The 22,105-nt window shown below is 64.8% G+C and carries 20 protein-coding genes; 6 read left to right on the top strand and 14 right to left on the bottom strand.

The window, feature by feature from the left end; genetic code table 11:
- Window positions 1-27: 27 nt before the first annotated feature.
- Window positions 28-648, top strand: a complete 621-nt coding sequence (locus ON058_RS02295; RefSeq protein ID WP_274667411.1) for a hypothetical protein — start codon at window positions 28-30, stop codon at window positions 646-648.
- A gap of 84 nt (window positions 649-732) precedes the next feature.
- On the opposite strand, the gene radA is transcribed toward ON058_RS02295, so the two are convergent.
- Window positions 733-2,106 (bottom strand): DNA repair protein RadA, encoded by a 1,374-nt coding sequence (radA, locus tag ON058_RS02290; protein ID WP_274667410.1) that lies wholly within the window; start codon window positions 2,104-2,106, stop codon window positions 733-735.
- 121 nt (window positions 2,107-2,227) lie between these two features.
- Here radA and ON058_RS02285 point away from each other — a divergent pair, with 121 nt between their 5' ends.
- Together ON058_RS02285 and ON058_RS02280 are read left to right on the top strand one after the other, a co-directional pair.
- Entirely contained in the window at window positions 2,228-3,595 is a 1,368-nt protein-coding gene (locus tag ON058_RS02285) for a hypothetical protein (protein ID WP_274667409.1), read from the top strand.
- 158 nt (window positions 3,596-3,753) lie between these two features.
- Window positions 3,754-4,794: a lytic polysaccharide monooxygenase gene (locus ON058_RS02280; RefSeq protein ID WP_274667408.1), complete on the top strand. Its 1,041-nt coding sequence runs from the start codon at window positions 3,754-3,756 to the stop codon at window positions 4,792-4,794.
- 108 nt (window positions 4,795-4,902) lie between these two features.
- Here the strand turns inward: ON058_RS02280 and ON058_RS02275 are convergent, their stop codons facing one another.
- The 4 genes from ON058_RS02275 to ON058_RS02260 are packed head-to-tail and all read right to left on the bottom strand — an operon-like array spanning window position 4,903 to window position 8,969.
- Window positions 4,903-6,195: a nucleotide sugar dehydrogenase gene (locus tag ON058_RS02275; RefSeq protein ID WP_274667407.1), complete on the bottom strand. Its 1,293-nt coding sequence runs from the start codon at window positions 6,193-6,195 to the stop codon at window positions 4,903-4,905.
- Between the two features lie 55 nt (window positions 6,196-6,250).
- The gene (locus ON058_RS02270) at window positions 6,251-7,237 is read right to left on the bottom strand and encodes a Gfo/Idh/MocA family protein (protein WP_274667406.1); all 987 of its coding nucleotides are present in this window, start codon (window positions 7,235-7,237) and stop codon (window positions 6,251-6,253) included.
- Window positions 7,237-8,328 (bottom strand): DegT/DnrJ/EryC1/StrS aminotransferase family protein, encoded by a 1,092-nt coding sequence (locus tag ON058_RS02265; protein WP_274667405.1) that lies wholly within the window; start codon window positions 8,326-8,328, stop codon window positions 7,237-7,239. Before ON058_RS02265 ends, ON058_RS02270 begins: the two co-directional genes overlap by 1 nt.
- Window positions 8,329-8,360: 32 nt before the next feature.
- A complete protein-coding gene (locus ON058_RS02260; protein WP_274667404.1) occupies window positions 8,361-8,969 on the bottom strand; it encodes an acyltransferase in 609 nt (202 codons plus the stop codon).
- Between the two features lie 168 nt (window positions 8,970-9,137).
- On the opposite strand from ON058_RS02260, the gene ON058_RS02255 reads away from it, so the two are divergent.
- Window positions 9,138-10,589 carry a glycosyltransferase family 4 protein gene (locus ON058_RS02255; RefSeq protein ID WP_274667403.1) on the top strand — a complete coding sequence of 484 codons (1,452 nt, stop codon included), beginning with the start codon at window positions 9,138-9,140 and terminating at the stop codon, window positions 10,587-10,589.
- A 30-nt stretch (window positions 10,590-10,619) separates the two neighbouring features.
- Here ON058_RS02255 and ON058_RS02250 read toward each other — a convergent pair whose 3' ends face one another.
- The gene (locus tag ON058_RS02250; RefSeq protein ID WP_274667402.1) at window positions 10,620-11,246 is read right to left on the bottom strand and encodes a TetR/AcrR family transcriptional regulator; all 627 of its coding nucleotides are present in this window, start codon (window positions 11,244-11,246) and stop codon (window positions 10,620-10,622) included.
- 75 nt (window positions 11,247-11,321) lie between these two features.
- Here ON058_RS02250 and ON058_RS02245 point away from each other — a divergent pair, with 75 nt between their 5' ends.
- Window positions 11,322-12,770 carry an MFS transporter gene (locus tag ON058_RS02245; RefSeq protein ID WP_274667401.1) on the top strand — a complete coding sequence of 483 codons (1,449 nt, stop codon included), beginning with the start codon at window positions 11,322-11,324 and terminating at the stop codon, window positions 12,768-12,770.
- A 75-nt stretch (window positions 12,771-12,845) separates the two neighbouring features.
- Here ON058_RS02245 and ON058_RS02240 read toward each other — a convergent pair whose 3' ends face one another.
- The 5 genes from ON058_RS02240 to ON058_RS02220 all read right to left on the bottom strand — a co-directional run bounded on the left by ON058_RS02240 (window position 12,846) and on the right by ON058_RS02220 (window position 17,760).
- A complete protein-coding gene (locus ON058_RS02240) occupies window positions 12,846-14,567 on the bottom strand; it encodes a CDP-glycerol glycerophosphotransferase family protein (RefSeq protein WP_274667400.1) in 1,722 nt (573 codons plus the stop codon).
- Window positions 14,568-15,275, bottom strand: coding sequence for an SDR family oxidoreductase (locus ON058_RS02235; protein WP_274667399.1), 708 nt, complete (start codon window positions 15,273-15,275; stop codon window positions 14,568-14,570).
- Window positions 15,268-15,954 (bottom strand): 2-C-methyl-D-erythritol 4-phosphate cytidylyltransferase, encoded by a 687-nt coding sequence (locus ON058_RS02230; RefSeq protein WP_274667398.1) that lies wholly within the window; start codon window positions 15,952-15,954, stop codon window positions 15,268-15,270. Before ON058_RS02230 ends, ON058_RS02235 begins: the two co-directional genes overlap by 8 nt.
- Window positions 15,955-16,053: 99 nt before the next feature.
- Window positions 16,054-17,094 carry an aminotransferase class V-fold PLP-dependent enzyme gene (locus tag ON058_RS02225; protein WP_274667397.1) on the bottom strand — a complete coding sequence of 347 codons (1,041 nt, stop codon included), beginning with the start codon at window positions 17,092-17,094 and terminating at the stop codon, window positions 16,054-16,056.
- A gap of 87 nt (window positions 17,095-17,181) precedes the next feature.
- A complete protein-coding gene (locus ON058_RS02220) occupies window positions 17,182-17,760 on the bottom strand; it encodes a dienelactone hydrolase family protein (protein WP_274667396.1) in 579 nt (192 codons plus the stop codon).
- A 44-nt stretch (window positions 17,761-17,804) separates the two neighbouring features.
- On the opposite strand from ON058_RS02220, the gene ON058_RS02215 reads away from it, so the two are divergent.
- Window positions 17,805-18,677, top strand: coding sequence for a LysR family transcriptional regulator (locus ON058_RS02215; RefSeq protein WP_274667395.1), 873 nt, complete (start codon window positions 17,805-17,807; stop codon window positions 18,675-18,677).
- 93 nt (window positions 18,678-18,770) lie between these two features.
- Here ON058_RS02215 and ON058_RS02210 read toward each other — a convergent pair whose 3' ends face one another.
- The 3 genes from ON058_RS02210 to ON058_RS02200 are packed head-to-tail and all read right to left on the bottom strand — an operon-like array spanning window position 18,771 to window position 22,069.
- The gene (locus tag ON058_RS02210; protein ID WP_274667394.1) at window positions 18,771-20,621 is read right to left on the bottom strand and encodes a carbohydrate-binding domain-containing protein; all 1,851 of its coding nucleotides are present in this window, start codon (window positions 20,619-20,621) and stop codon (window positions 18,771-18,773) included.
- Between the two features lie 15 nt (window positions 20,622-20,636).
- Entirely contained in the window at window positions 20,637-21,455 is an 819-nt protein-coding gene (locus tag ON058_RS02205; RefSeq protein ID WP_274667393.1) for a polyphosphate polymerase domain-containing protein, read from the bottom strand.
- Entirely contained in the window at window positions 21,452-22,069 is a 618-nt protein-coding gene (locus tag ON058_RS02200) for a DUF4956 domain-containing protein (protein ID WP_274667392.1), read from the bottom strand. The genes ON058_RS02205 and ON058_RS02200 overlap by 4 nt, the downstream gene beginning before the upstream one ends.
- Window positions 22,070-22,105 lie beyond the last annotated feature (36 nt).

The raw sequence follows: 22,105 nt of genomic DNA, 5'->3' as shown, positions 1-22,105 counted from the left end.
TTTGCTGAGAACGATCAAGGAGGACAAATGGGATCCCTCAGACACCCGGTTGGCGACCAGCCGCCTCAGGTGTATTGGGTTCGCCGCGTGCTTGTCCTTGTCGCGGCGGCCGTCGTCATCGCGGCGTTGTGGTTCATTGTGTCCTCGGCATTGAGTTCTGAGGACGGCGCGGGGACCGGTGCGGAGCCTGAGGAGTCGGTGTCGCCTGATGCCACGAGTTCGGCGGACGCGGCTGCGCTGAACGATCCGTCTCAGCCGTGTACGGCAGACGACGTCACAATTACGGCAGTGGCATCTCCTGCATCCCCCACCATTGGGACGATGCCGGCGTTCGACCTCTCGATCGAGCACACAGGGATTACGGCGTGCACGTTGTCGACGGACTCGGAAGGCACGGAACTTGCGATTAGTTCCGGTGCGGACCAGTACTACTCGACGGTGTGGTGTCCTCAGGATCCGGGCTTTGAGTCCAAGACGTGGGTGTTGCAGCCCGAGGGCAAAGAGGCGCTGCAAGTGACCTGGCCTGGGACGTGGCGGACAGAGGACTGCTCGGAGGAACGCGGCGAGGTGAAACCGGGCACCTATCAGGCTGCGGTTTCCATTGGCGGAATCCCCGCTGAAGTCGTGTCCTTCTCCATGGTGGAGTAAGCCGCGCCGCTTCAGCCGCGCCGCTTCAGCCGCGTCGCGTCAGTTCGTGTCGAGTCGTCTCGCGTCGCCACAGTTCGCGTCGTGTCAGTCTCGTGGCAGGGCCACGTGAACGGCCTCTCGCAGGCTAGTCACGCGGTGGACGCGCACGCCTGGCGGGTTATCCGTTTTCCCGGCGCTTTCTGGAACGATCACGTCGGTGAAGCCCAGGCGGGCTGCTTCCGCAACGCGTTGCGCCATGGCGTTCACGGGGCGGACGGCTCCTGACAGCGCGACTTCCCCCACCGCCGCGAAGCCGGGTTTCACGGGAGCGTCGGCGCGGGCCGATGCGAGCGCTAGTGCGAGTGCGACGTCTGCTCCGGGTTCGGTCACGCGGGCGCCGCCAATCGTGGAGACGTAGACGTCGTCTGCGGCCACCGCGAGTCCTACGCGGCGATGCAGCACGGCCAGGATCATCGACACCCGGGCGGAGTCAATGCCGGAGGTGGCGCGCCGTGGGTTGCTCAGTGCGCTGGGGGCGACGAGGGCTTGGATTTCGGCTGGAAGGGGTCGTTTGCCGTCGATGGTGATGGTGGCGCAGGTGCCTGGGACTTGGGTTCCTTCACGGGACAGGAATAGTCCGGAGGGGTCAGCCACGCCTTCGATGCCGGTGTCGTGGAGTTGGAAGCACCCCACCTCGTCAACAGAGCCGAAGCGGTTTTTGATCGCGCGCAGGAGCCGCAGCTGCGAATGCTGTTCGCCTTCGAACTGGCAGACGACGTCCACGAGGTGTTCCACAATGCGTGGTCCCGCGACCGAGCCATCCTTGGTCACGTGGCCCACGATGACCATCGCGAATCCACGGGTCTTGGCGGCTTGGATGAGGGCGGAGGCAACTTCCCGCACTTGGCTGACACCGCCGGGGGCTCCGTCGACTTGGGCGGAGGCGATGGTCTGGATGGAGTCCACGATCAGCAGCTGGGGTTCGACCTGGTCGATGTGTGCCAGGACTGCGCCGAGGTCGGTTTCCGCGGCGAGCATCAAGCCGGGTTCGAGCGCGTCGATCCGTTCGGCGCGCAAGCGCACTTGCCCGGCGGACTCTTCCCCGGTGGCGTAAAGCACGCGTTGCTGCTCCCGCGCGGCGCGCGCGGCTACGTCCAGCAGCAGGGTGGACTTGCCGACGCCGGGCTCTCCTGCGAGCAGGATCACGGCACCAGGAACGAGCCCACCGCCCAGGACGCGGTCAAACTCTGGCACCCCGGTCCCGCGGCGTGCGGATGCGGTCGCCGAAACCTCGTTGATGGGGGTGGCGGGCGTGGTGGCGATCGTGGCCTTGGTGGCGGGCCCCGCCGGCGCGACGCCCACTTCTTCCACTGTCCCCCAGGACTGGCATTCGCCGCAGCGTCCCACCCACTTGACGGCGGTCCATCCACACTCGGTGCACCGGTAGGCAGGTTTGGTGGCGTTCTTCGCGGCTGGCATGGCCACCACGCTAGCGGTGGGCTGTGACATCGCCCCGTTTTGTCCCGTTTTGGTCGCGGGTTGTCCCCATTCGGGGCGGTCTACCGGGCCTGGCGGCAGTGAGAGTCGTAGTCTGGGCGTCATGGCGCAGGAGCACGAGCAGGACCGTAAGAGCCCGTCGGCAGCATCACCGTGGGACCCCGCGAACGATGCACGCGAGGCGGTGGCACCGTCGAAGCCGTCGATGCCGGTCACCGGCTCCGTGCCGATTGTTCCGCAGTCGATTGAGGGCGAGGACGGGGAAATCATCGCTCCCGTGCCACAACCCGACGGCGCAGAGATCATGCCCGAAGCCGGCACCAACCCGTGGCAGCCCCGAGATTCATCTCCTTATGCGGGCTCCGCCGACGCCATCCAAGAGTTGGGCGATTCCGCCGTGCGCTCGGCCTCGTTGTCGGCATCGGGGGCGCCCACACCGTTGGCCGGTGTTCCGGTCGTGACGGGGGCGCAGCAGACCACTTTTGAGCCGGAAGACGGCCCCAGCTCAGTCGCTCCAGCCTGGGTCGCAGGCGACCCTCGCATCGACGCGCCTGACTCGGCGTCGCAATGGTCCAACCGCACGCCACCAGAGGCCGCAAGCGGATCCACGCCAGCATCGGCCCCTTCTGCGGAGCCGGGCGCAGTCCCCTACTCCCCCGTGTCAACGGGCACGCCGAGTTCACCCGGCACCCCCGCGTCGATGGCGTCGCCCGCATCGGCCCCGAGCGCGGCGAGTGTGGAGTCACCGGCGAGCCAGCCGTCATCCCCTAGCGTTCCTTCGGCAGATAGTGCAGCCGATGCGGGGATTCCAGATTTCTCTGATGGCACCCCCGCATATGTCCCGCCGGTACTGCCGGGCGACAGCACCGACGGCGGTTCCCCTGAGGAGCCACGTGACACCGCGGGTGACGATAAGTCGCCCTGGTACACGAGTGCAGCGTTCTTGATCGTGGTGGGGTTGTTGTGCCTCGGTGGGATCGGGTACGGCGCCTATGTCCTGTTCTTCGCCCAGGACGACGTGGAACTGGCGCCGGAGGTTCTGGTGGAGGCGCCGGCGCAAGCGACCGTGGATCCCATCACCCTGGAGGAGCCCAGCGACTTCCTTGCCGCGATGCCAGCGATCGTGGGGACATACGCCATGACTGCAGCCACGCCGGTGCCCACCACGGATGCTGGCCTGGACGTGCGCGCGGCTGAGGTCAACGACCTGGTCTACTCGGACGGCACGAACGACATCACGGTCCGCGCCATCCAGCATTACAACGCCGAAGCCGCAACCGAGCAGTTCACCGCGTTGAGCGAGGGCGGCACCGACCCGCAGCCCGTGGAGGTCGGCGGCGCCACGGTCGGCGACAGCGTCACCATCGCAGGCGACAACCCGGGCAAGGTGTGGCGCAACGGCACCGCGGTGTTCGTCTTGTCGGGACCGGCCGATGCGGTGGAGACTTTCTACGAAAACTTCGGTTTCTGAGAACTCTCCAGGTAGTGGCGGGGATCACGTAGGTGAAAGCCACAATTGTGCGGTTTGCGAAGACTTCCTAGCCTCAAGGTGGGATGCACGCTGGCGCCAGTGTCAGCAGTAGCCCCCTAGGGGGTGTGCATGCCGTCCCCTCAACCATGGAGTGTTCGATGCACACAACGACCATTTCCGGTCGGCTGCACGGGCGCGGAGCAAGGATTGCGGTATCAGCAATCATTGCGGCTTTCTTGGCCGTCCTTGCCGTCCCTGCCCTGACCTCCACGCCTGCCTCTGCGCATGGCTGGATCACCAACCCACCGAGCCGACAGGATCACTGTGCCGATGGCACCACGTCCTTCAGCTGTGGCGGAATCTCCTACGAGCCACAGTCCGTGGAAGCCCCCAAGGGCTCCATGCTGTGCTCGGGCGGCTCTGGCTTCGACGTCCTTGACGACGAGTCGCTGCCATGGCCCCGCACCAACGTCAGCAACTCCGTCACGTTGCAGTGGAAGCTCACTGCCGCGCACGCCACCAGCACGTGGGAGTACTTCGTTGACGGCCAACTGTGGGCCACATATGACCAGGGTGGCCAGCAGCCACCGTCCAACATTCAGCACACGCTGACCGGGCTGCCGCAGGGCGATCACACCATTCTGGCTCGCTGGAATGTTGCTGATACGCCCATGGCGTTCTACAACTGTGTTGACATCACGGTCGGGGGCTCGACCTCGACGCCCACCCCGACCCCCACCGACACGTCCACACCAACTCCGACGCCCACTCCCACCACCCCCGGCGAGTGTGCAGCGGCTTGGAACGCGGACACGCAGTACAACGGTGGCGATGTGGTGTCGTACAACGGCACTGAGTGGTCAGCCAAGTGGTGGACTCAGGGCGAAACGCCTGGCGAGCAGTGGGGTCCCTGGGTAGACCAGGGAGCATGCGGTTCGTCGTCACCGACGCCCACGCCTACGGGAACGGCGACATCAACGCCTACCCCGACGGCAACGGCCACGTCGACCCCCAGCCCTACTCCTACGTCGACCACCACTCCGGTGTGCGATGCGCCTGCCTACGTTGCGGGTGAGGTGTACATCGGCGGCGACCTGGTGACGTATGACAACCAGCTGTGGAAGGCCCGCTGGTGGAACCAGAACCAGGCTCCTTCGGCTGCGGAGCCGTGGGGTCCGTGGGAGATCGTGACCTGCTAGTCACTTCCCCTCCTGCACGAGAAAGAGGCGGCCCCGGAGCCTATGCTCCGGGACCCCGCCCTCCCCCCCCCCCCCCCCCGCCTCTTGTGTGCCCTTGTGGGCGTAGCGTTACGCGCCGATCACGATCCGGGTGATCGAGGTCCACGCGCCAGCGTCAGTGACATTGCGGCCATCGACAAGGGCCACAATTCCAGGGAGCTGTGCTGGCGTCAGGTCCGCGTACTCGGCGTGGTCTGCCTGGATCACGGCAGCATCCACCGGTTCGCCGATGGTGTACGGCGTCCAACCGAACCCTGCGAGTTCGTCATCGGTGTACATCGGATCGTGAACGACCACGGTGGCACCGCGCTCTTGCAGCGCAGCAACGGTCGCGAACACGCCGGAGAATGCGGTCTCCTTGACGCCGCCACGGTAGGAAGCGCCCAGGACTGCAACGGTCTTGTTGGCAACAGATCCGCCCAGGGCGGCGGCAGCGAGGTCAACGGCGTAGCTCGGCATAGCGGCATTCGCTTCGCGCGCCGAGCGCACGACGGTCGCGTCCGGGTCGTTAAACAGGTACAGGCGGGGGTACACGGGAATGCAGTGCCCGCCCACCGCGATACCGGGGCGGTGAATGTGGCTGTATGGCTGCGAGTTTGACGCGTCAATGACCTTGTACACGTCGATGCCGTTGCGGTCGGCGAAGCGCGCGAACTGGTTGGCGAGGCCAATGTTGACATCGCGATAGGTGGTTTCCGCGAGCTTCGCCAGTTCTGACGCTTCCGCGGAGCCCAGATCCCAGACACCGTTCGGCTGGTCTAGGTCGGGACGCTCGTCGAAGTCCAGCACGGCCTCGTAGAACTCACGGGCCTGCGCGGCACCGGCTTCGGACAGTCCACCGATGAGCTTGGGGTAGGCCCGCAGGTCGCGGAAAACCCGGCCCGTGAGCACTCGCTCAGGGGAGAACACGGCGTGGAAGTCCACGCCTTCCTTGAGTCCGGACACTTCCTCAATGAGCGGCACCCAGCGGTTACGCGTGGTCCCCACCGGCAGCGTGGTCTCGTACGAGACGAGCGTGCCGGGGGTGAGGTTCTCCGCCAGAGAGCGGGTGGCGGCGTCCATCCAGCCAAAGTCGGGCTGCCAGGTCTCGTCGTTGACGAACAACGGCACCACGATGACGACGGCATCCGCGCCGGGCACGGCGTCGGAGTAGTCGGTCGTGGCACGGAGCTTGCCCGCGGGGACGAGTTCGCTGAGGCGGTCTTGCAGTTCTGCCTCGCCGGGGAAGGGCTCGATGCCCTTGTTGACGGAGTCAACGACGGCCTCGTTGACGTCGACACCGATGACCTCGTGGCCCTTCGATGCGAACTGCACTGCCAACGGCAGTCCAATCTTGCCCATCGCAATGACGGCAATCTTCATGAATGGCTCCTCACCATCGTGGCGCAGCATGCGTCCACGTGTGTCAGTTGGAATGTCAAAGAGTTACGGTCTGGCGGGAGCGCGCGGACTCAAGCACAGCATCGGCCACACGGACGGTCGCGAGACCCTGTTCCATCGTGACGATGTCTGCATCCTTGCCCAGCACTGCGTCGCGGAAGGCCTCGTGCTCAGTCTTGAGCGGCTCCGGCTTGGCGAAGGAGAAACGCACCATGTCACCCTCGGACACGCCGCGGAATCCAGCGAGGGCATCCCATTCGGTCTGCACGGTGCCGTTGGCGTAGAAGTACAGGTCTGCCGTGAGGGTGTCCGCGACGAACGCGCCCCGTTCACCAGTCACCACGGACAGGCGTTCCTTGATGGGCGACAACCAGTTCACCAGGTGACTGGTCACAGCGTCGTTGGCGAGGCGCCCCGTGATGGCGATCAGGTCTTCGTGCTCGCGACCGGAACGGAATCCCGCTTGGGCGGCTACGGTGGCAAACTCGGACTGGGTGACCCACGCGGTCAGATCGATGTCGTGGGTAGCGAGGTCCTTCACGACGCCCACGTCCGCGATTCGAGCAGGGAACGGGCCCTGGCGACGGGTGACGACCTGGTACATCTCACCCAGGTCACCCTGAGCGAGACGTGCACGCAACTGCTGCAGGGCGGGGTTGTAGCGCTCGATGTGACCCACGGCGCCGACGAGTCCGGCGTCCTTGAATGCGGCCGTGACGCGCTCTGCTGACTCCGGCGAGGGAGCGAGGGGCTTCTCCACCATGGCGTGAACGCCTGCCGCGGCAGCCTTCAGCGCAAAGTCCTCGTGAAGGTGAGTGGGGACCGCGATCATGACATAGTCGAGACCCATCTCGAGGAGTCCGTCGAAGGACTCGTGGACGGGCAAACCAGCGGCGACCCCGTGGGCGTCTCCGGCCGCATCGGCGATACCGACCAGGTCAATGCCGTCGAGGCCACGCAGCACACGCGCGTGGTGACGGCCCATCATGCCGACTCCGGCAAGTCCTACACGCAAGTTCGCCATTACGCACCTGCCTTTGCGACGGTGTTGACTGCTTCGACGATGCGGTCCAGGTCTTCCTGATCGAGAGAAGGGTGAACGGGCAACGACAGCGCCTCATTGCAAGCGCTGCGGGTCTGAGGCAAGTCGAGTTCGAGGCCAAAGGACGGGAGTTCGTGGTTCGGAATCGGGTAGTACACGCCGGATCCGACGCCGTGGTCGTCGAGGAGTGCCTTCGCAAACCCATCGCGGTCGCCTTCGACGCGAATCGTGTACTGGTGGTAGACGTGCGTCGCGTTGTCCGCAACCTTGGGCACGGTCACACCCTCGATGTTGGCGCTGAGGAAGGCGGCGTTGCGCTGACGGTCTGCTGTCCATCCAGGCAGCTTGGTCAACTGCACGCGACCAATGGCGGCGTGGATGTCCGTCATGCGGGAGTTGAATCCCACGACTTCGTTCTCATACCGGCGTTCCATGCCCTGGTTGCGCAGCAGCTTCACCATGCGCGCGATCTCGTCGGTGGCGCACGACACCATGCCGCCCTCGCCGGAGGTCATGTTCTTGGTGGGGTACAGGCTGAACATGGCAAAGTCGCCGAACGATCCCACCGGCGCGCCATCCCAGGTGGCGCCGTGCGCCTGGGCGGCGTCTTCGTACAGTGCGATGCCGTGCTTGTCGGCGATGGCCCGAAGTGCCGTCATGTTCGCGGGGTGACCGTACAGGTGTACGGGCATGATCGCTTTGGTGCGCTCGGTAATCGCGGCTTCGACAGCGACAGGGTCCAAGCAGAAGAAGTCCGGCTCAATGTCAGCGAAGACGGGAGTAGCGCCGGTCAGAGCAACAGAGTTAGCGGTCGCGGCAAACGTGAACGACGGGACGATCACTTCGTCGCCTGGTCCCACGCCTGCAGCAATGAGGCCAAGGTGGAGGCCTGCTGTTCCTGAGGAAACGGCCACACACTGGCGCCCGCCCACGAGCTCCTGCGCGAACTCTGCTTCGAATGTCGCGACCTCTGGGCCTTGGGCAATCATGCCGGAGCGCATGACGCGATCAACGGCCTCGCGCTCTTCGTCACCGACGATGGGCTTAGCCGCTGGAATGTTCGTTTGTGTCATAGGGGGTCCTCCGGCGCGGGCGCACCGCGCTCCTAGTTGTCGTGGGGGGACGCTTGTGGTGAAAGTTTATCTCCGGACTCCACGTATGTGTCACCAGTGTGGGGGCATTTCCACAGGCTATCCCCCACAGATTCGAGGGGCACACCTGCGCGGCCTACCCACCGGATGCGTCGGGCGGGAACGCCTGCCACAAGTGCATAGGGAGGCACGTCTTTGGTGACGACTGCTCCTGCGGCGACTGTTGCCCACGCGCCAATCGTGACGGGTGCCACGCACACTGCCCGGGCCCCGATTGAGGCCCCTTCCTCAATCGTGACACCGACTGGCTCCCAGTCGTGAGCAGATTTGGGGGTGAGGTCTGCGTTAACAGCCCGCGGGAAGTGGTCGTTGGTCAGGACGACGGCGGGGCCAATAAACACCCCGTCGCCGAGCTTCGCGGGCTCATAGACGAGCGCATAGTTCTGGACTTTGCAGCCGTTTCCCATGGTGACACCGGTACCGATGTAGGCGCCGCGGCCCACGATGCAGTTGTCGCCCATCACGACGTCTTCACGTACTTGGGCGAGGTGCCAGACCGATGAGCCGTCGCCGATAGTGGCGCGGTCAGAAACATCTGCAGAGTCAACAATCCGAACAGTCATGAAAACTCTGTGCCCTCCTATGGGTTCCCGGTCCGTATGCGGACATCTGGGACATTGCAAGTGTTAGCGCCTACTCTAGTTCCTTCACTCCGGTACGTTGGCCTCACCTTGTGCGGCGGTTGGTGCCGTGACAGTGACCCTTCACGATTTGGATGCGGAGACGGAACGTTGGCGCGTATTGCCTACATTGCGGGGAACAACATTCTCGTTGATGCTCGTGTGCTGAAGTACATCGATTCGGCTGTGGGGGCCGGCCACGAAGTGCGGGGCTTCGGCTCGGACACTACGAAGCCAGCACGCGTCGAGCACTACAACGGTGTGGACCTCGACATCCACGGACGTGACGCAGACGTGTCTCCCCGGATCCCCAAGTGGGACGAGGCGCCGCACCGGGTAGTGCTGAGGTGGCGCTACTCCTACCCGTGGCAGTTGGAATCGGCCTCGACGCAACTCCACAGCTGGCAGCGGCGGGCTCGCCGTGCCAGCGGTGCTCAGAAACTCGTGCGCACAGCCCACGTGCGCCTCGCGGGCGCCTGGGTTCGGGTCGCAGGCGCGTGGTCGAAGCCGTGGCTGCGGGCAGACAATGCCGGCATTGATGACCCAGGCCTGAAGATGGCCGAGGTGATGCCTTTCGTCGCTGACCCGAACTTCGACGGCGAGAGTGAGTTCACCGTGTACGACGGGGCCGAGGAGTACCTGGGGCCACGTATTGACGCATTTGAGCCCGACATCATCCACGCTCATGACGTGCACCTCCTGGGTGTGGCGGTGCGGGCTGCTCAACGGGCACGGGCTCAGGGGCGCAAGGTGACGTTGGTCTACGACGCGCACGAGTACGTCAAGGGACAGACGCATCTCCCTGCCCGGTATCGCGCTGGTTTGATCGCGATGGAGAACGCGCTCATGGGCGATGTCGACAAGGTGATCACTGTTTCTGAGCGGCTCGCGGACTACCTTGTGGCGGACTTTGGGTTGGCCGAGCGTCCGCAGGTCGTGATGAATGTGACGGAGCCTGAAGAGCCTCCTGCCGGATTTGTGACCGTGCGCGAGACCCTGGATGTCGGCGATGCTCCGATCATGGCGTACTCAGGGAACGTCAACCTGATGAGGGGCGTCGATACCGCCATTGAGGCGCTTCCGGAGATGCCCGGCGTACATCTCGCAGTCTTGACACAGCCCACCAACAGGACGATGCCCCGCTACCTGGCGCTCGCTCGCGACCTGGGTGTGGAGGACAGGGTTCATCAGTTGCCGTTCGTCAATGCGCGGCATGTGAGCCCTTTCTTGAGCGATGCCACTATTGGCGTGAGCCCGCTGCAACGCACTCCCAATCATGACGTGGCGATCACGAACAAGTTCTGTGAGTACATCCACGCACGCCTGCCGATTCTGACGAGCGATACGCCTGCTCAAGCTGACCTGGTGACCCAGTACGGCATCGGTGCTGTGCATGTCGCAGGGGATCGGGAGTCGTTCGCCCGCGAAGCATCCGAGCTGATCGCGCATGCCGATGAGGCGCGCGCACACTTGGCCGCTCATCCGGAGCTGAACGAGATCTTTACGTGGGCTCGCCAGGCGCAGCAGTTCCTGGACTTGTACGACGCGCTCACGGCTGCCTAGGGCAGCTGCCGGCGGTGCGCGCCGCAGACGCTAACGACCGCTGGTGTCGATGGGGACTTGCCCTTGTGACAGCGTGATGAGGTCGGTGGTGAGTTCTCCGAAGGTGCAGGACATGAGTTCGGAGGCGTAGGGGTTTGCGGCGTCGTCCGGTAGACGCATGGCGAGCATGACGGTGGTGAGCATGCCGCGGGCAAAGAAGGCGTTGGCTTCTTCTGGGGTGAGGCCGGCCTCGTCGCGGGCGATGCGGTAGGTGTCGAGGAAGCATTCGCGGGCGAGTGGGCCGAGGGTGTCGTCGTGGCCGAGTGCGAACAGGTGAAGCAGCGTCAGCAGGATGCCGCGGTCGGCGACGAGCGAGGTGTAGGCGGCGGCGAGGGCTAGGGTCTTCTGCTCTGCGTCTTCATCTCCGTTGAAGGTGGCGATGGTGTCGCGGAAGGCGTGGCCGACTTTGTCTGCGGCGCGTAGGGCCGATGCTCGGAAGAGTTTTTCTTTGCTGCCAAACATGCGCACCACGTAGGCCTGGGATACGCCGGCTTGGCGGGCGATGGCGTCGGTGGTGCCTCCTGCGTAGCCGCGTTCGCCGAACACGATGGCGGCTGCCGCGAGGATTTGTTCGCGGCGCTCGGGGGCGCTGAGGCGGCTAGTTTCTTCGGCGGACATGTTGACATGTTATCAACCGATAACTAAGTTCCTCATATGTAGTAATCAGTTGATTACATCGAGAGAGGACAACTTATGGCCATCCCGGACCGCAGGGCACCCCTCGCCCTCGTCATCGCTGCAGCATCCCTGCCTATGTTCATGGCAATGCTCGACAACCTCGTCGTCACCAACGCCCTTCCAGCGCTTGCGCAAGACCTCAACGCCTCCATCGAAGAGCTTCAGTGGTTCATCAACGCGTACTCGCTCAGCTTCGCGTCGTTCATCCTCATGGCCGTGGCCCTGGGCGACCGCCTGGGACGCCGCCGCGTGTTCATGAGTGGCATCGCCCTCTTCACACTCGCATCCATCGCGTGCGCGCTCGCCGACACCCCCGCGCAACTCATTGCCGCACGCGCCATCCAGGGCGTCGGCGCAGCAGCACTGCTGCCGCTCTCACTTGCCATCCTCGCGTCCAACGTCCCGGCCGCGAAACGCCCCCTCGCGATTGGCGTGTGGGGAGGAATCTCCGGGCTCGGAGTGGCGCTCGGCCCCATCATCGGCGGCGCAGTCGTCGAGGGCCTGACCTGGCACGCCATCTTCTGGCTCAACGTCCCCGTCGGACTCGTCGCGATCCCGCTCGTCCGCTACGCGTTGCGTGAGTCCCGCGGAGACCGCGTCCGCCTCGACATCCCCGGACTCATCCTGGGCATGGCCGGCGTCTTCGCCCTGGTCTTTGGAATCATTCGCGGAAACGAAGCTGGCTGGACCAGCACCCAAGTCCTCGCCGGCCTCATTGGCGGCACCCTCCTGCTGCTGGCCTTCCTCGCGTGGGAGGCCCGCACATCGGCACCCCTGCTCCCCCTCGGACTGTTCCGCGACCGCTCCTTCTCCGTCGCCAACGCCGTGGGACTCACCTTCAGTCTGGGCATGTTCGGCGCGATCTTCATCCTGATCCAGTTCCTGCAGGTAGTCCAAGGCCACTCGCCCCTGGAAGCCGGTCTCATGACCATGCCGTGGACCATGGCTCCCCTGATCGTGGCTCCTATCACCGGCATCCTGACCCCACGCATCGGCACCCGCGCGTTCATCGTGGTCGGACTCGCGGCCCAAGCACTCGGACTCGCCTGGATCGCCGCCGTCATGGACCCCGCCGTCGCGTACGGCACCTTCGTCCCTGCATTCGTTCTGTGTGGCGTTGGCATGGGAATGGTGTTCGCGCCGTCAGCGACGGCGGTGCTCGCCCACATGCGCGAGGCTGACCACGCCAAGGCCTCCGGCACGAACTCCACGGTCCGTGAGATTGGTGTGGCACTCGGAATCGCAGTCCTCACCGCCGTGTTTACCGGCACCGGCGGCGACTTCACTCCCGACGGCTACACGGACTCTGCCCGCATCGCCGTGTTCGTGGGCGCCGCAGTGCTGGTGGGCGCCACCGCCATCGGAGCGCTACTGCCCGCGCACGAGCGCACACCTCGCTCGCCCCAGCCGGGTGACGCATCGGCGCCGCGCACTCCGTCCCCCGCGGGCGCCCTAGTCGGATAGCTCGCTGCACAGCAAAGGACCCCTGGACGGTAGCCACATGGCTACCGTCCAGGGGTCCTTCACGTCAGGGACTCGTTACACCTCGGTGTCGAGTTCACCCTTGAAGGCATGCTCCCGGACCGACTCCTGCAACGCCGTCACAAAGACACCGTCATAGCCGTCACGGGGCAGATCGCCCAAGTAGTACTTCCGAGCCTCCACACGGGCCTCCGCCAGCGTGCGATCCGCCACCAACTCCGCAATCCACGAAGGAATGTCGGTTTCTGGGTTGGCGCGATACACCGCAGACGCGAGCGAGGGACGGCCCTCCATCTCGATCATGATGTCCGGCTGCATCTCCATCATCGCCAACGGCTTCCCACTGAAGAGGTAGTCGTTCGGCACGGCGGAGATATCCGTCACGGCCACGTCAGAGGCATTGAATGAGCCCACCAAGTCGAGTTCCGCGAACAGTTCCGGACCCCAACGATGCTGGCGACCAGTGCTCGCACGGTCCGCTTCCAGCAACGCCTGGATCTGGGCGATGTACTCGCGCAGTTCCGCCGACTTCGCCGAATACGGGTGCTCACGGAACAACACCGTGCAGCCCTCATCCAGCAACGCCTGCACAATCTGCGTCCCGAACCGCAAGGACGAATAGTCCGCGTCGCCAAAGAACCCATTCCACGTGGGTGCGTAGAGCGCCGTGAACGGTTCGCTACCGTCGCGGGGCCCTTCAATGCCAGCCACCTGAGGCCGTCCCACAATGCGGAACTTCTCCTCCGGGATCATCACCCCAAAGTCGGCGTACCGGTCAACCGCAGCCTGGCCGGCCACCCACAGTTCGTCATACATGGCGGACATGGGGTTACGGCTCGAAGCCTTCTCCGAGTCTCCGTGCAGGATCTGAATGTGGTTGAGCTGGTACCGGCGCACCGCGTGGGTGTTCGTGGCCGCGTTGTTGACGTAGACGACCGTGCCGCCGCTGTGGGCAAGGACGTCGTCAACCGCCCGGAGCGAGCCTGCATAGATCACGGGCTTGTCGACGATCTCCGACAGTTCCGTGAACAGCGGTTCCTCGCGTGCGATCACCACGTAGTTCAGTCCGCTTGCCTCGAGCCACGGCAACCACATCTTGAGCTGGTACGACGAACCCGCCGGACCGGACTGATAGATGCAGAAGTCGATGTCGAGCGTGCCAATGTCAGCCAAGACACGGTCGCGCTGGGAGGCCCGGCCCGCGAGCCGTTGAGCCACCAGCACTCCCCCCACGATCAGCAGGAGGGCCGATGCTGCAGCAAGGCTCCTTGCCAGCACGCCCGGCCACAGCGCAAGTGCTGCAATCGCGGCAGTCTTGGACAGTGACAGTGAAGCCAACGCCCACGGCAGAGACTTCGCTGAAGCCTTCGCGGTGGTGCTGAGACGGAGGTCTCCACGCGTTGCCGGACGGGTCGCCACAGATGTCGCTGCAGTAGCGAGTGCGCCCACGATCACGACCGCGCCGGCCAACAGGTCACGCTCGCCATCGCGAATCGCAGCAACACCCAAGGCACCAAGGACCAGCCAGGTAGCGGCCGCTCCCAGGTGGGACGCGGCAGCCAAACGGGCAAGCGGACTGTCAGACGACAGACGCGACCGCATGCGCGGCCCCACGGGTCGCGTCAGCGGCATACCAATGAGCGCTGCACACAGGGCGAGTGCTGCCGCCCAGGTCCAGGACACATCGGCCGCCGCCGCAGCGACCGTGAGGATCGCGAGTGCGAGCGCAACCAAACGCCAGGGCTTCACCAAGCCCTGGAATGCAGAGAGCCGTCGCATCTACTGGCGAACGATGACGTTCTGCTGGTCGATGTACTGGCCGGTGGACCCGAGCATCGTCTCGATGACCTTGGCCACGTGCTGCGGCTGCATGATCGTCGTGGGGTCCTCTTCGGGCGCAAGCACGCGGCGCAACGCGGTGGCGGTGCGTCCCGGTGACAAGCAGACCACGCGGGTGCCGTAGATCTTGAGTTCGTCGCGCATGACCTCGGACATGTTGATCACAGCGGCCTTGGAGGCGCTGTAGGTCAACCATCCGGCGCGGCCGTTGATGCCGGCGGTGGAGGCGATGTTGACGATGACCTTGAACTTGTTGCCCAGGTGCAGCAGCTCCTGCACCAGGGTGAACGGCGCGTACACGTTGACGGCCATGGTGCGTTCGAAGTCGTCGAACTCGACCTGGTGGATCGCGACCGGGTTGGTGTAGCCAGCGTTGTTGATCAGGTAGTGGATGCGACCCACCTGCGCATACACGCGGTGGATGGCTTCGATCAGCACGTCGCGGTCGCCCACGTCCACTGTTTCGCGGACCAGCGTGACACCTTCGGGGATGTCTTTTTGCAGTTCAGCGAAGTTGTCGTCGTAGTCCTGCGATGCACGTGCCATCAGCACGATGGTCGTGATGTTCAGGTCGGAAGTAGCGAGACGGCGCACCGTCTCGAGGCCGATGCCCTTGGAGGCACCGGTCACCAGTGCAGTTTTACTCATCGTCTTCACCTCGCGTGCGGAACAGGTGCGTCGCGAGACGCACGTCACCGGGCGTGGTGACCTTCAGGTTGCTTTCGTCGCCTTCGATGAAGAACACGTCGATACCGGCGTCCGCACACATGGTGGCGTCTTCGGTAAAGGTGCGGCCTTCCGCGATCGCGAACTCGTGGCCCTTGCGCAGGTCCGCGGCAGCAAACTTCTGCGGGAGCTGAACATTACGCAGGCGGGCACGCTCGAGCGAACCGGTGACGCGCTGGGTGTCGGGGTCCACGGGGGCGACGGTGAACGAGATTTCACGCATGAAGCCCACGTTGGCGTGCTCCGAGTTGGCAAGTGCAGCGAAGTCCTGGGCAGTGACCAAGGGACGTGCCGACTCGTGAATCATCACGGTGTCGTTGTCCGCGGCGTCGAGCAGCTTGGCGACGGACTCCTGGCGGGTCGTGCCGGCTTCGACGAACTTCACGGGGGTGGCGATCGCGTAGTCGCGCACCAGCTGTTCCACGGTGTCGAGGTGGCCAGCGGGGTAATTCACCACGATTTCCGTGATGGCCTCAACCTCGTCCGCTTCCTTGAGCGAGTACACGAGGATGGGGACGCCATTGATCTTGACGAACTGCTTGGGACCGGCAGTCTTGGCGCGGGCGCCAATGCCTCCGTTGAGCAGGAGTAGGGAGATCACAGTTGCTCCGATGTGTCGGGTCTAGTGAGTCCACAGTGTAATGCGGGAGGCATCACGGGGCGGTGGTGCGCCTGGCCGTGCTGTGGATAGCAGGTAAGCCTACGCGGCTACGAGTTGTAGTGGCGACAGCACGGCTGCGGCCCGTTCCATGTCCGCCGCGGAGTTGTAGATGTGGAACCCGACTCTGACCCGGCCGGCACGGTGTGAGGCACGGATGCCGGCGGCGGCCAGGTCAGCGGGTTCTGCGGCGATCGAGACGATCGCGCTACCTGCGGGCGCGAGTCCGAGGCGCGCACGGAACTCGTCGGCAAGCCCAGTGGTGTGGGCGTATGCGTCGTGGATGGGGTGCGACGCCATGAGTTCGAGGGCTGTCGCGCCTGCCTCGGCGAGCAACCAGGGCGGGGACGAGTCCAGCCTGCGGGCGTGGGCACTCAGCGCGGGCTCAACGCCGTAGAGGTGGTCCCACGGCGCATCGGCTCCGTACCAGGAGGCGTACACGGGACGCACCCAGGTGGCTTCCGGGCGTACGGCGGCAAAGGTGAGACCGCGTGGTGTGGTGAGCCACTTGTAGCCGGAGGCGACCACCACGTCGAAACGGTGTGCGTCCAGCGGGAGCCATCCTGCAGCTTGGCTAGCGTCCACCACGGTCTTGATACCGAGCGCCGATGCTTGGGTGGCCAACGCGTCGAGATCGACGACGGCGCCGTTGCGGGACTGTGCGGCGGAGACGGCCACCAGGTCGATGCCGGGGCGCAGGTGGTCAATGAGTTGTGCCAGGGGGACGGGGTGGACAGTGAGGCGCGGGTCCGTCGCGAAGGGCCACACCACGGACGTGAAGTCCTCGTGGGCGACAAGGACGTGGGCGCCTTCCGGGAGGGAGGCTGCGACCATGCCCATGACTTGTGAGGTGGAGCCGGCGATCGTGACGTGTGAGGACTCGGAGCCCACGATGGCGGCGTAGGCGGCACGCATGCGGTCCACGGGTGCGTCGATGCTTGCGGGGTCCAGATCGGCACGGTGCCATTGAGTTGCTGCGTTCACAAGAGCGGCCGCGGTGGCTCGGGAGGGCAGGCCGTAACTGGCGGTGTCGAGGTATCCGCGGGAGTTCTCAAAGGCGGAGGCGATGCGTGCGTTGAGCATGCCTCTATGGTCCGTAGGAACACGGACCCCCACAAGACCGGACTGTTGGCATGTAGACCTCGACATTATTGAGGTCTTGAAGGAGGCTCAGATGTCGCAGGCGCCCATGAAGTCCGCGACCCGCTCGTACATGCGGTGGGATTCTTCCGAGTCATAATCCGGCCAGCCCTGGAAGCCAAACAAGTGGCCCGTGGCCTCGTAGCGGAACTCCTCGCACGCCTCCCCTGCCAGCGCCATCAGCGCAGCATTCTCTTCCGGCTCGGCCCACGGCTCACGGTCTGACCAATGCAGTTGGGCTGCGAGCCGCGCCGGCCAAACTTCCACGTTGAGCCACGCAGGGTTGAGGCCGCCATGCATCATCACCAGCCCTACGGCGCGTTCGTCCGCGAGCGCACACGCCTGAGCGACAGCGGCACCCAAGGAGAAGCCGGCATACACGAGAGGCTCTTCGACGTCCGCAGCTGCGGCACGGGCGCGCTCAGCGAGTGCCAGCGGGCCACCGAGGGAGTCTGCGTGCGCCACGCCCTGGTCGAGGTCGGTGAAGGTCACGCCGCCGTAGAGGTCTGGCGCTCGTACGTCATGGTCGTCTTGGGTGAGGATGTCTGCCCAGTCCTGCACGTGACGGGTCTTTCCGAGTGCAGAATGCAGCAAGATCACTGTTGCCATGGACGTTCCTCCTTGATGTCGCGTGCCAGTGCCATGATGGCTGAATGATCGATGTGGAGCGACTTCTCATTCTTCGTGAAGTGGCGCGCCATGGGTCGAAGGCTGCGGCGGCCCGCGAACTCCAGCTGTCCGAACCCACCGTGGCCCATCACCTCAAGGCGCTCGAACGTCGCGCAGGCGTCGCGTTGACGACCCGCGTGGGCCGCGTCACTCGGCTCACACCTGCGGGCGAGTCACTGCTGCTCCATGCGGACTCGATCGCGGAGTCGCTGGCGAGTGCGGAACGGGCGCTCGCCCAACATGCCGACTTGTCCGGCGGGCGTCTACGCATCGCAGCTTTCACATCATTCTGTGCGGTCGCTTTGCCGTCTCCCCTGGCACAGTTTGCGCGCCGCTATCCCGGCGTGGAAGTGGGCCTCGTGGAGACGGAAACGGACGATGCCCTGGCGATGTTGCAGGCCGGCACGGTGGACTTGGTCATTGGTTTTGCCGACGACGCCACTCCCGAGCCTGACGATGTTCCGGTGCGGTGGCTCGATCACGACGAGTACCTGGCTGTCTTACCGGTCACACACGACCAGGCACGGCGAACCACGGTGGACATCGGCTCGCTCGCACAGGACACGTGGATCTCCGGATGCCAACGATGCCGCGCCCATTTGCAAGCATTGGCGGCCATGGGTGGGTTCACGCCGTCGATCGCGTTCCAGACCGAGGACTACGTCACGGTGCAGCGCCTCGTCGCCGAAGGGCTTGGCGTCTCGATCCTGCCCCGCATGGCGCTTGCCGCCTCCCCCGATGTCCCGGGAATCGTCACCATTCCCACATCGCCCTCGTCCTACCGCAAAGCCTTCCTCGCGCTCCCCCGGGAAGCCTCGGCCGCCGCACAAACCTTCGCCGACCTGCTCGCCCCCTAACCTGCACTCACCCACCGCACCACGACGAACGCCCCCATCCGGCGAGAGGCGGTGCCGGATGGGGGCGAGTTCGACGCGAGAAAGGTGAGAGTCCTAGCTCGCCGTTACAGTTCCAGCAGTCTCACTGCCGGAAATGGAACCGTCGGTCACGAGACCGGCGGTGGCAGTACCCGTCACGGTGCCGCCAAAGGTCACGGTGTACGAGTCGCCGGAGGTCAGGTCCGGGCTCGAAATCACCAGAGTTTGGGAGTCCTTCGTCGAGGTGTATGCCGCGACCAAGGTGCCGTCCTCGTCGAGCACGGCGATGGGGGTTCCGGCGGTGATGGTCTGGCCAAACGACACCCCGATCACTGCCTGGGAACCAGAGTCAGGCGCCTGCGCCATACCCGCGGAACCGGATGCCACGAACGTGCCGCCATCCATCTGGAACGAACCGTTGTAGTCCACCGCCCCATTGCCAGAGTTAGTGGGACCAGCGACCACCACCACGCCATCGGTCATCAGCACATCGCCGTTGGAGTCCACGCCGTCACCTGCGGCATCGATGCTCCAGGTTCCTCCCGAGATTTCGATGATGACACCCTCGGTAGCCGCGTCCATGCCTCCCATACCGCCTGCGGTCTGCTCCACGGTCGCTTCGGACGCGTCCGATGAGGAGTACGCGGCGGTGGTCACCGTTGTGCTGGTGTCCGCCGCATCGGGCGTGGTGGAAGCGGACGCACCGTCAGTGGTGTCTTCCCCGGGCCGGCTGGAACGCTCGCCGCGCTCACCGCCGGGACCGCCGGTGTCCCCACCCATGCCGCCGCCCATGTCGTTGCCGCTGCTCGTTGAGCCATCAGTGGCGTTGAAGCCGTCGTCGCTGGACACGATGCTGCCGGTGCCGCCGTCGAGGTACATGATCGCGGCCTCGAAGCCTTCAACAGAGGTCGTGACGTCGATGGTGCCGTCGGTGACCCGCATGATGCCGTTGGTGGTGATGCCGTCATCACCTGCCGCGAGGCTCAACGTGCCGTTCTCGATCGTCACCTGGTTCTCTGCGTCAATCGCGTCCACACCAGACGTCACATTCAACGTGCCATCGGAGATCCAGACGACACCCACGGGATAGCTCGTGTCATCGGAGTCGCTCACGTTGTCGGCCTTGAGACCGTCGCCGCCTGCGTCAACCTCGATAACGCCTCCCAGCACCACCAGGTGGTCCTTGCCGCGAAGGCCATCGTCCGTAGCGGTCACGGTGAGATCTCCCGAGTTCACCACCAGGGTGTCCTTCGAGGTGATGCCATCCGCAGCCACGCCGTTCACCTGCAGCGACCCCTCACCGGTGATCCACAGGTCCGCTGTGGAATAGATCGCGGCATTCGTTTCCGCGTCATCCGCATCCACGGCATCGGCCGCATCTGACACCACATTCGTCGAGCCAGCCGCGAGCGCCAGGACCACCCAGTCAGCGTCAACAACGTTGATACCGCTGACGTCGGCCGCAGTGATGTCGACCCCATCGAGGACCAACACCACGTCCGCCTTGTCGCCGTTCACCACGACTTGGCCCGCGGACAGTTCACCAGACAGGACGTAGGTGCCGGACTCCGTGATGGTGACGGTGTCGCCGTCAACCGTGGCGCCCGAACCGTCCACGGTCGAGGCGCCATCGGCCAGCGTGATGGTGGTCGCGCCAGCAGTCGAGTAGTCGAGGTCGACTTCCTCAATCTCCAGGTCCGCATAGGTAGCTTCGACACGGTCACCAATCGCGATGGCCTCGTCCGTGGTGTCCGAAGCGGTCGTCGTGGCGGTGTCGGTGGACGTGGAGTCATCCGCGGAGCCACCAGTGGTCGCGGTTGCTTCCGTGGTGGTTTCGACGTCGCCGCTGGACAGCGAGCAGCCCGTCAGGAGCAGCGCGGTGCCGGCAACGACGGCGGAGGTCTTGGCGAAAACATGGTGTTTCATGGCGGGGATCCTTATCTACTGACCAGCGGGGACTGCCGCGGAGGCAGGCACTGGCGGAACAACAGAGACGTGGCCGCGGAGGGTGCGAGACCAACGGTTATGAGGCAGGTCCGGGTGGAGCGCTGCCAACGTGGTGCAGTACTTCGAGACCTTCGCGGGCCTCACGTGGTGGTGCCACAAGGCCCGGTCCACGACTCCTGCACGAGAAGTGGACTTGGTCTCCACAATCAGACGGTCACCAAAGCTCGCCACACGCCCGTCCGCTGCAACCCCCTGGACCGCGGAGTCCACGGTGACGCGAGCATCGGCCGTCAAGAGCGTGGTGCGCTGGTAGCGGGTGGTGAGCGCTGCGGACAACGACCCTGCGTGTGCGCCGATGCTGGGGAAGCCCTGCACAAAAGCGAGCGCTTGATCCGTGAGGTTGTCCGCGCCGGGCATGGGCGTGGTCAAGAACTCACGATGCTTCACGGTGTCTCCCGTACGGGAGCGCAGCTTCACCTCAATAGCGGCGGTGGCAGTGTCAACGTAGGTGCGGGTGCGGACCTTGTAGCGGCTGGGACGGCGGTGGGCTGCATCGCGGTACGTGTCCCAGTCCGGGGTGTCGTAGTACGTCGACACATAGGAGAAGATGCGCTTGCCACCAATCTCCAGGACGCGTGGAGCGGCATCGAGCGAGGCGAGCACCGTCTCCCACAGATCCAGATCCACGATGTACTTGCGGTCCACGCGCTGCTGAAGTGCGGCGGTGGCGTTGAGTTCGTCGAGGGTGACCGGGTCCAGGTCCTCTGCCCATGGAAGGGCCGATGCTACGACCGGGCTGACAGCGGTAGTCATGAGGCACGTCCGGCAGTAGCGGGCATACGCTCGGGGGCAGTGGTGCTGGCGGCAGTGGGCAGGTCCGCGGTGGCGCGGACGTTGTAGCGAACGTCGCACACGGTGGTCTGCTGCACCAGGTCCGTCTTGCGAATCACGACGCGCTGAATGTCTGCGTTCAAGAGGTCATCCAAGAGTTCCGCCGCTTCAGCTTCCGTGCTGACGGCGCGGTCCAGGACCACCTGCTGGGTGCGGGCACGGCCCAGGAGTCGGGGGCTGTCTCCGATGGTCATGGCCAACAGCAGGATCACCATCAGGGTGAGACCGACGGTGCCGTTGATTCCTGGGAAGCCGCCCAGCAAACCCAAGGCGATCGCGGTGAAGTAATACGCGATCTCCGAGTGATCCATCTCCGTGGACCGCAAGCGGATGATCGACAGGACCGCGAAGATTCCCAGACCAAAGCCCAAGGAGACGTCCGCGGTAGCCATCGCGTACGTCACTCCCATGACGCCCACGTTGATCGCGAGGAACGCCACGATCATGTCGCGGCGACGGTGACGCGGAAAGTACAAGCCGAACACCAGGAACGTAATGGCGAGGAGGTCAGCAGCAATGAGGGTGTAGATGGACACGTTGTCACCTTTGAGTCAGGGCCCGAGGATGTGCGG

Origin of the sequence: Demequina sp. B12 (genome assembly GCF_028823635.1) — a bacterium.
GTDB lineage: Bacteria > Actinomycetota > Actinomycetes > Actinomycetales > Demequinaceae > Demequina.
The sequence above is the reverse complement of the archived record's forward strand: the minus strand, read 5'-3'. Positions and strand labels throughout refer to the sequence as shown.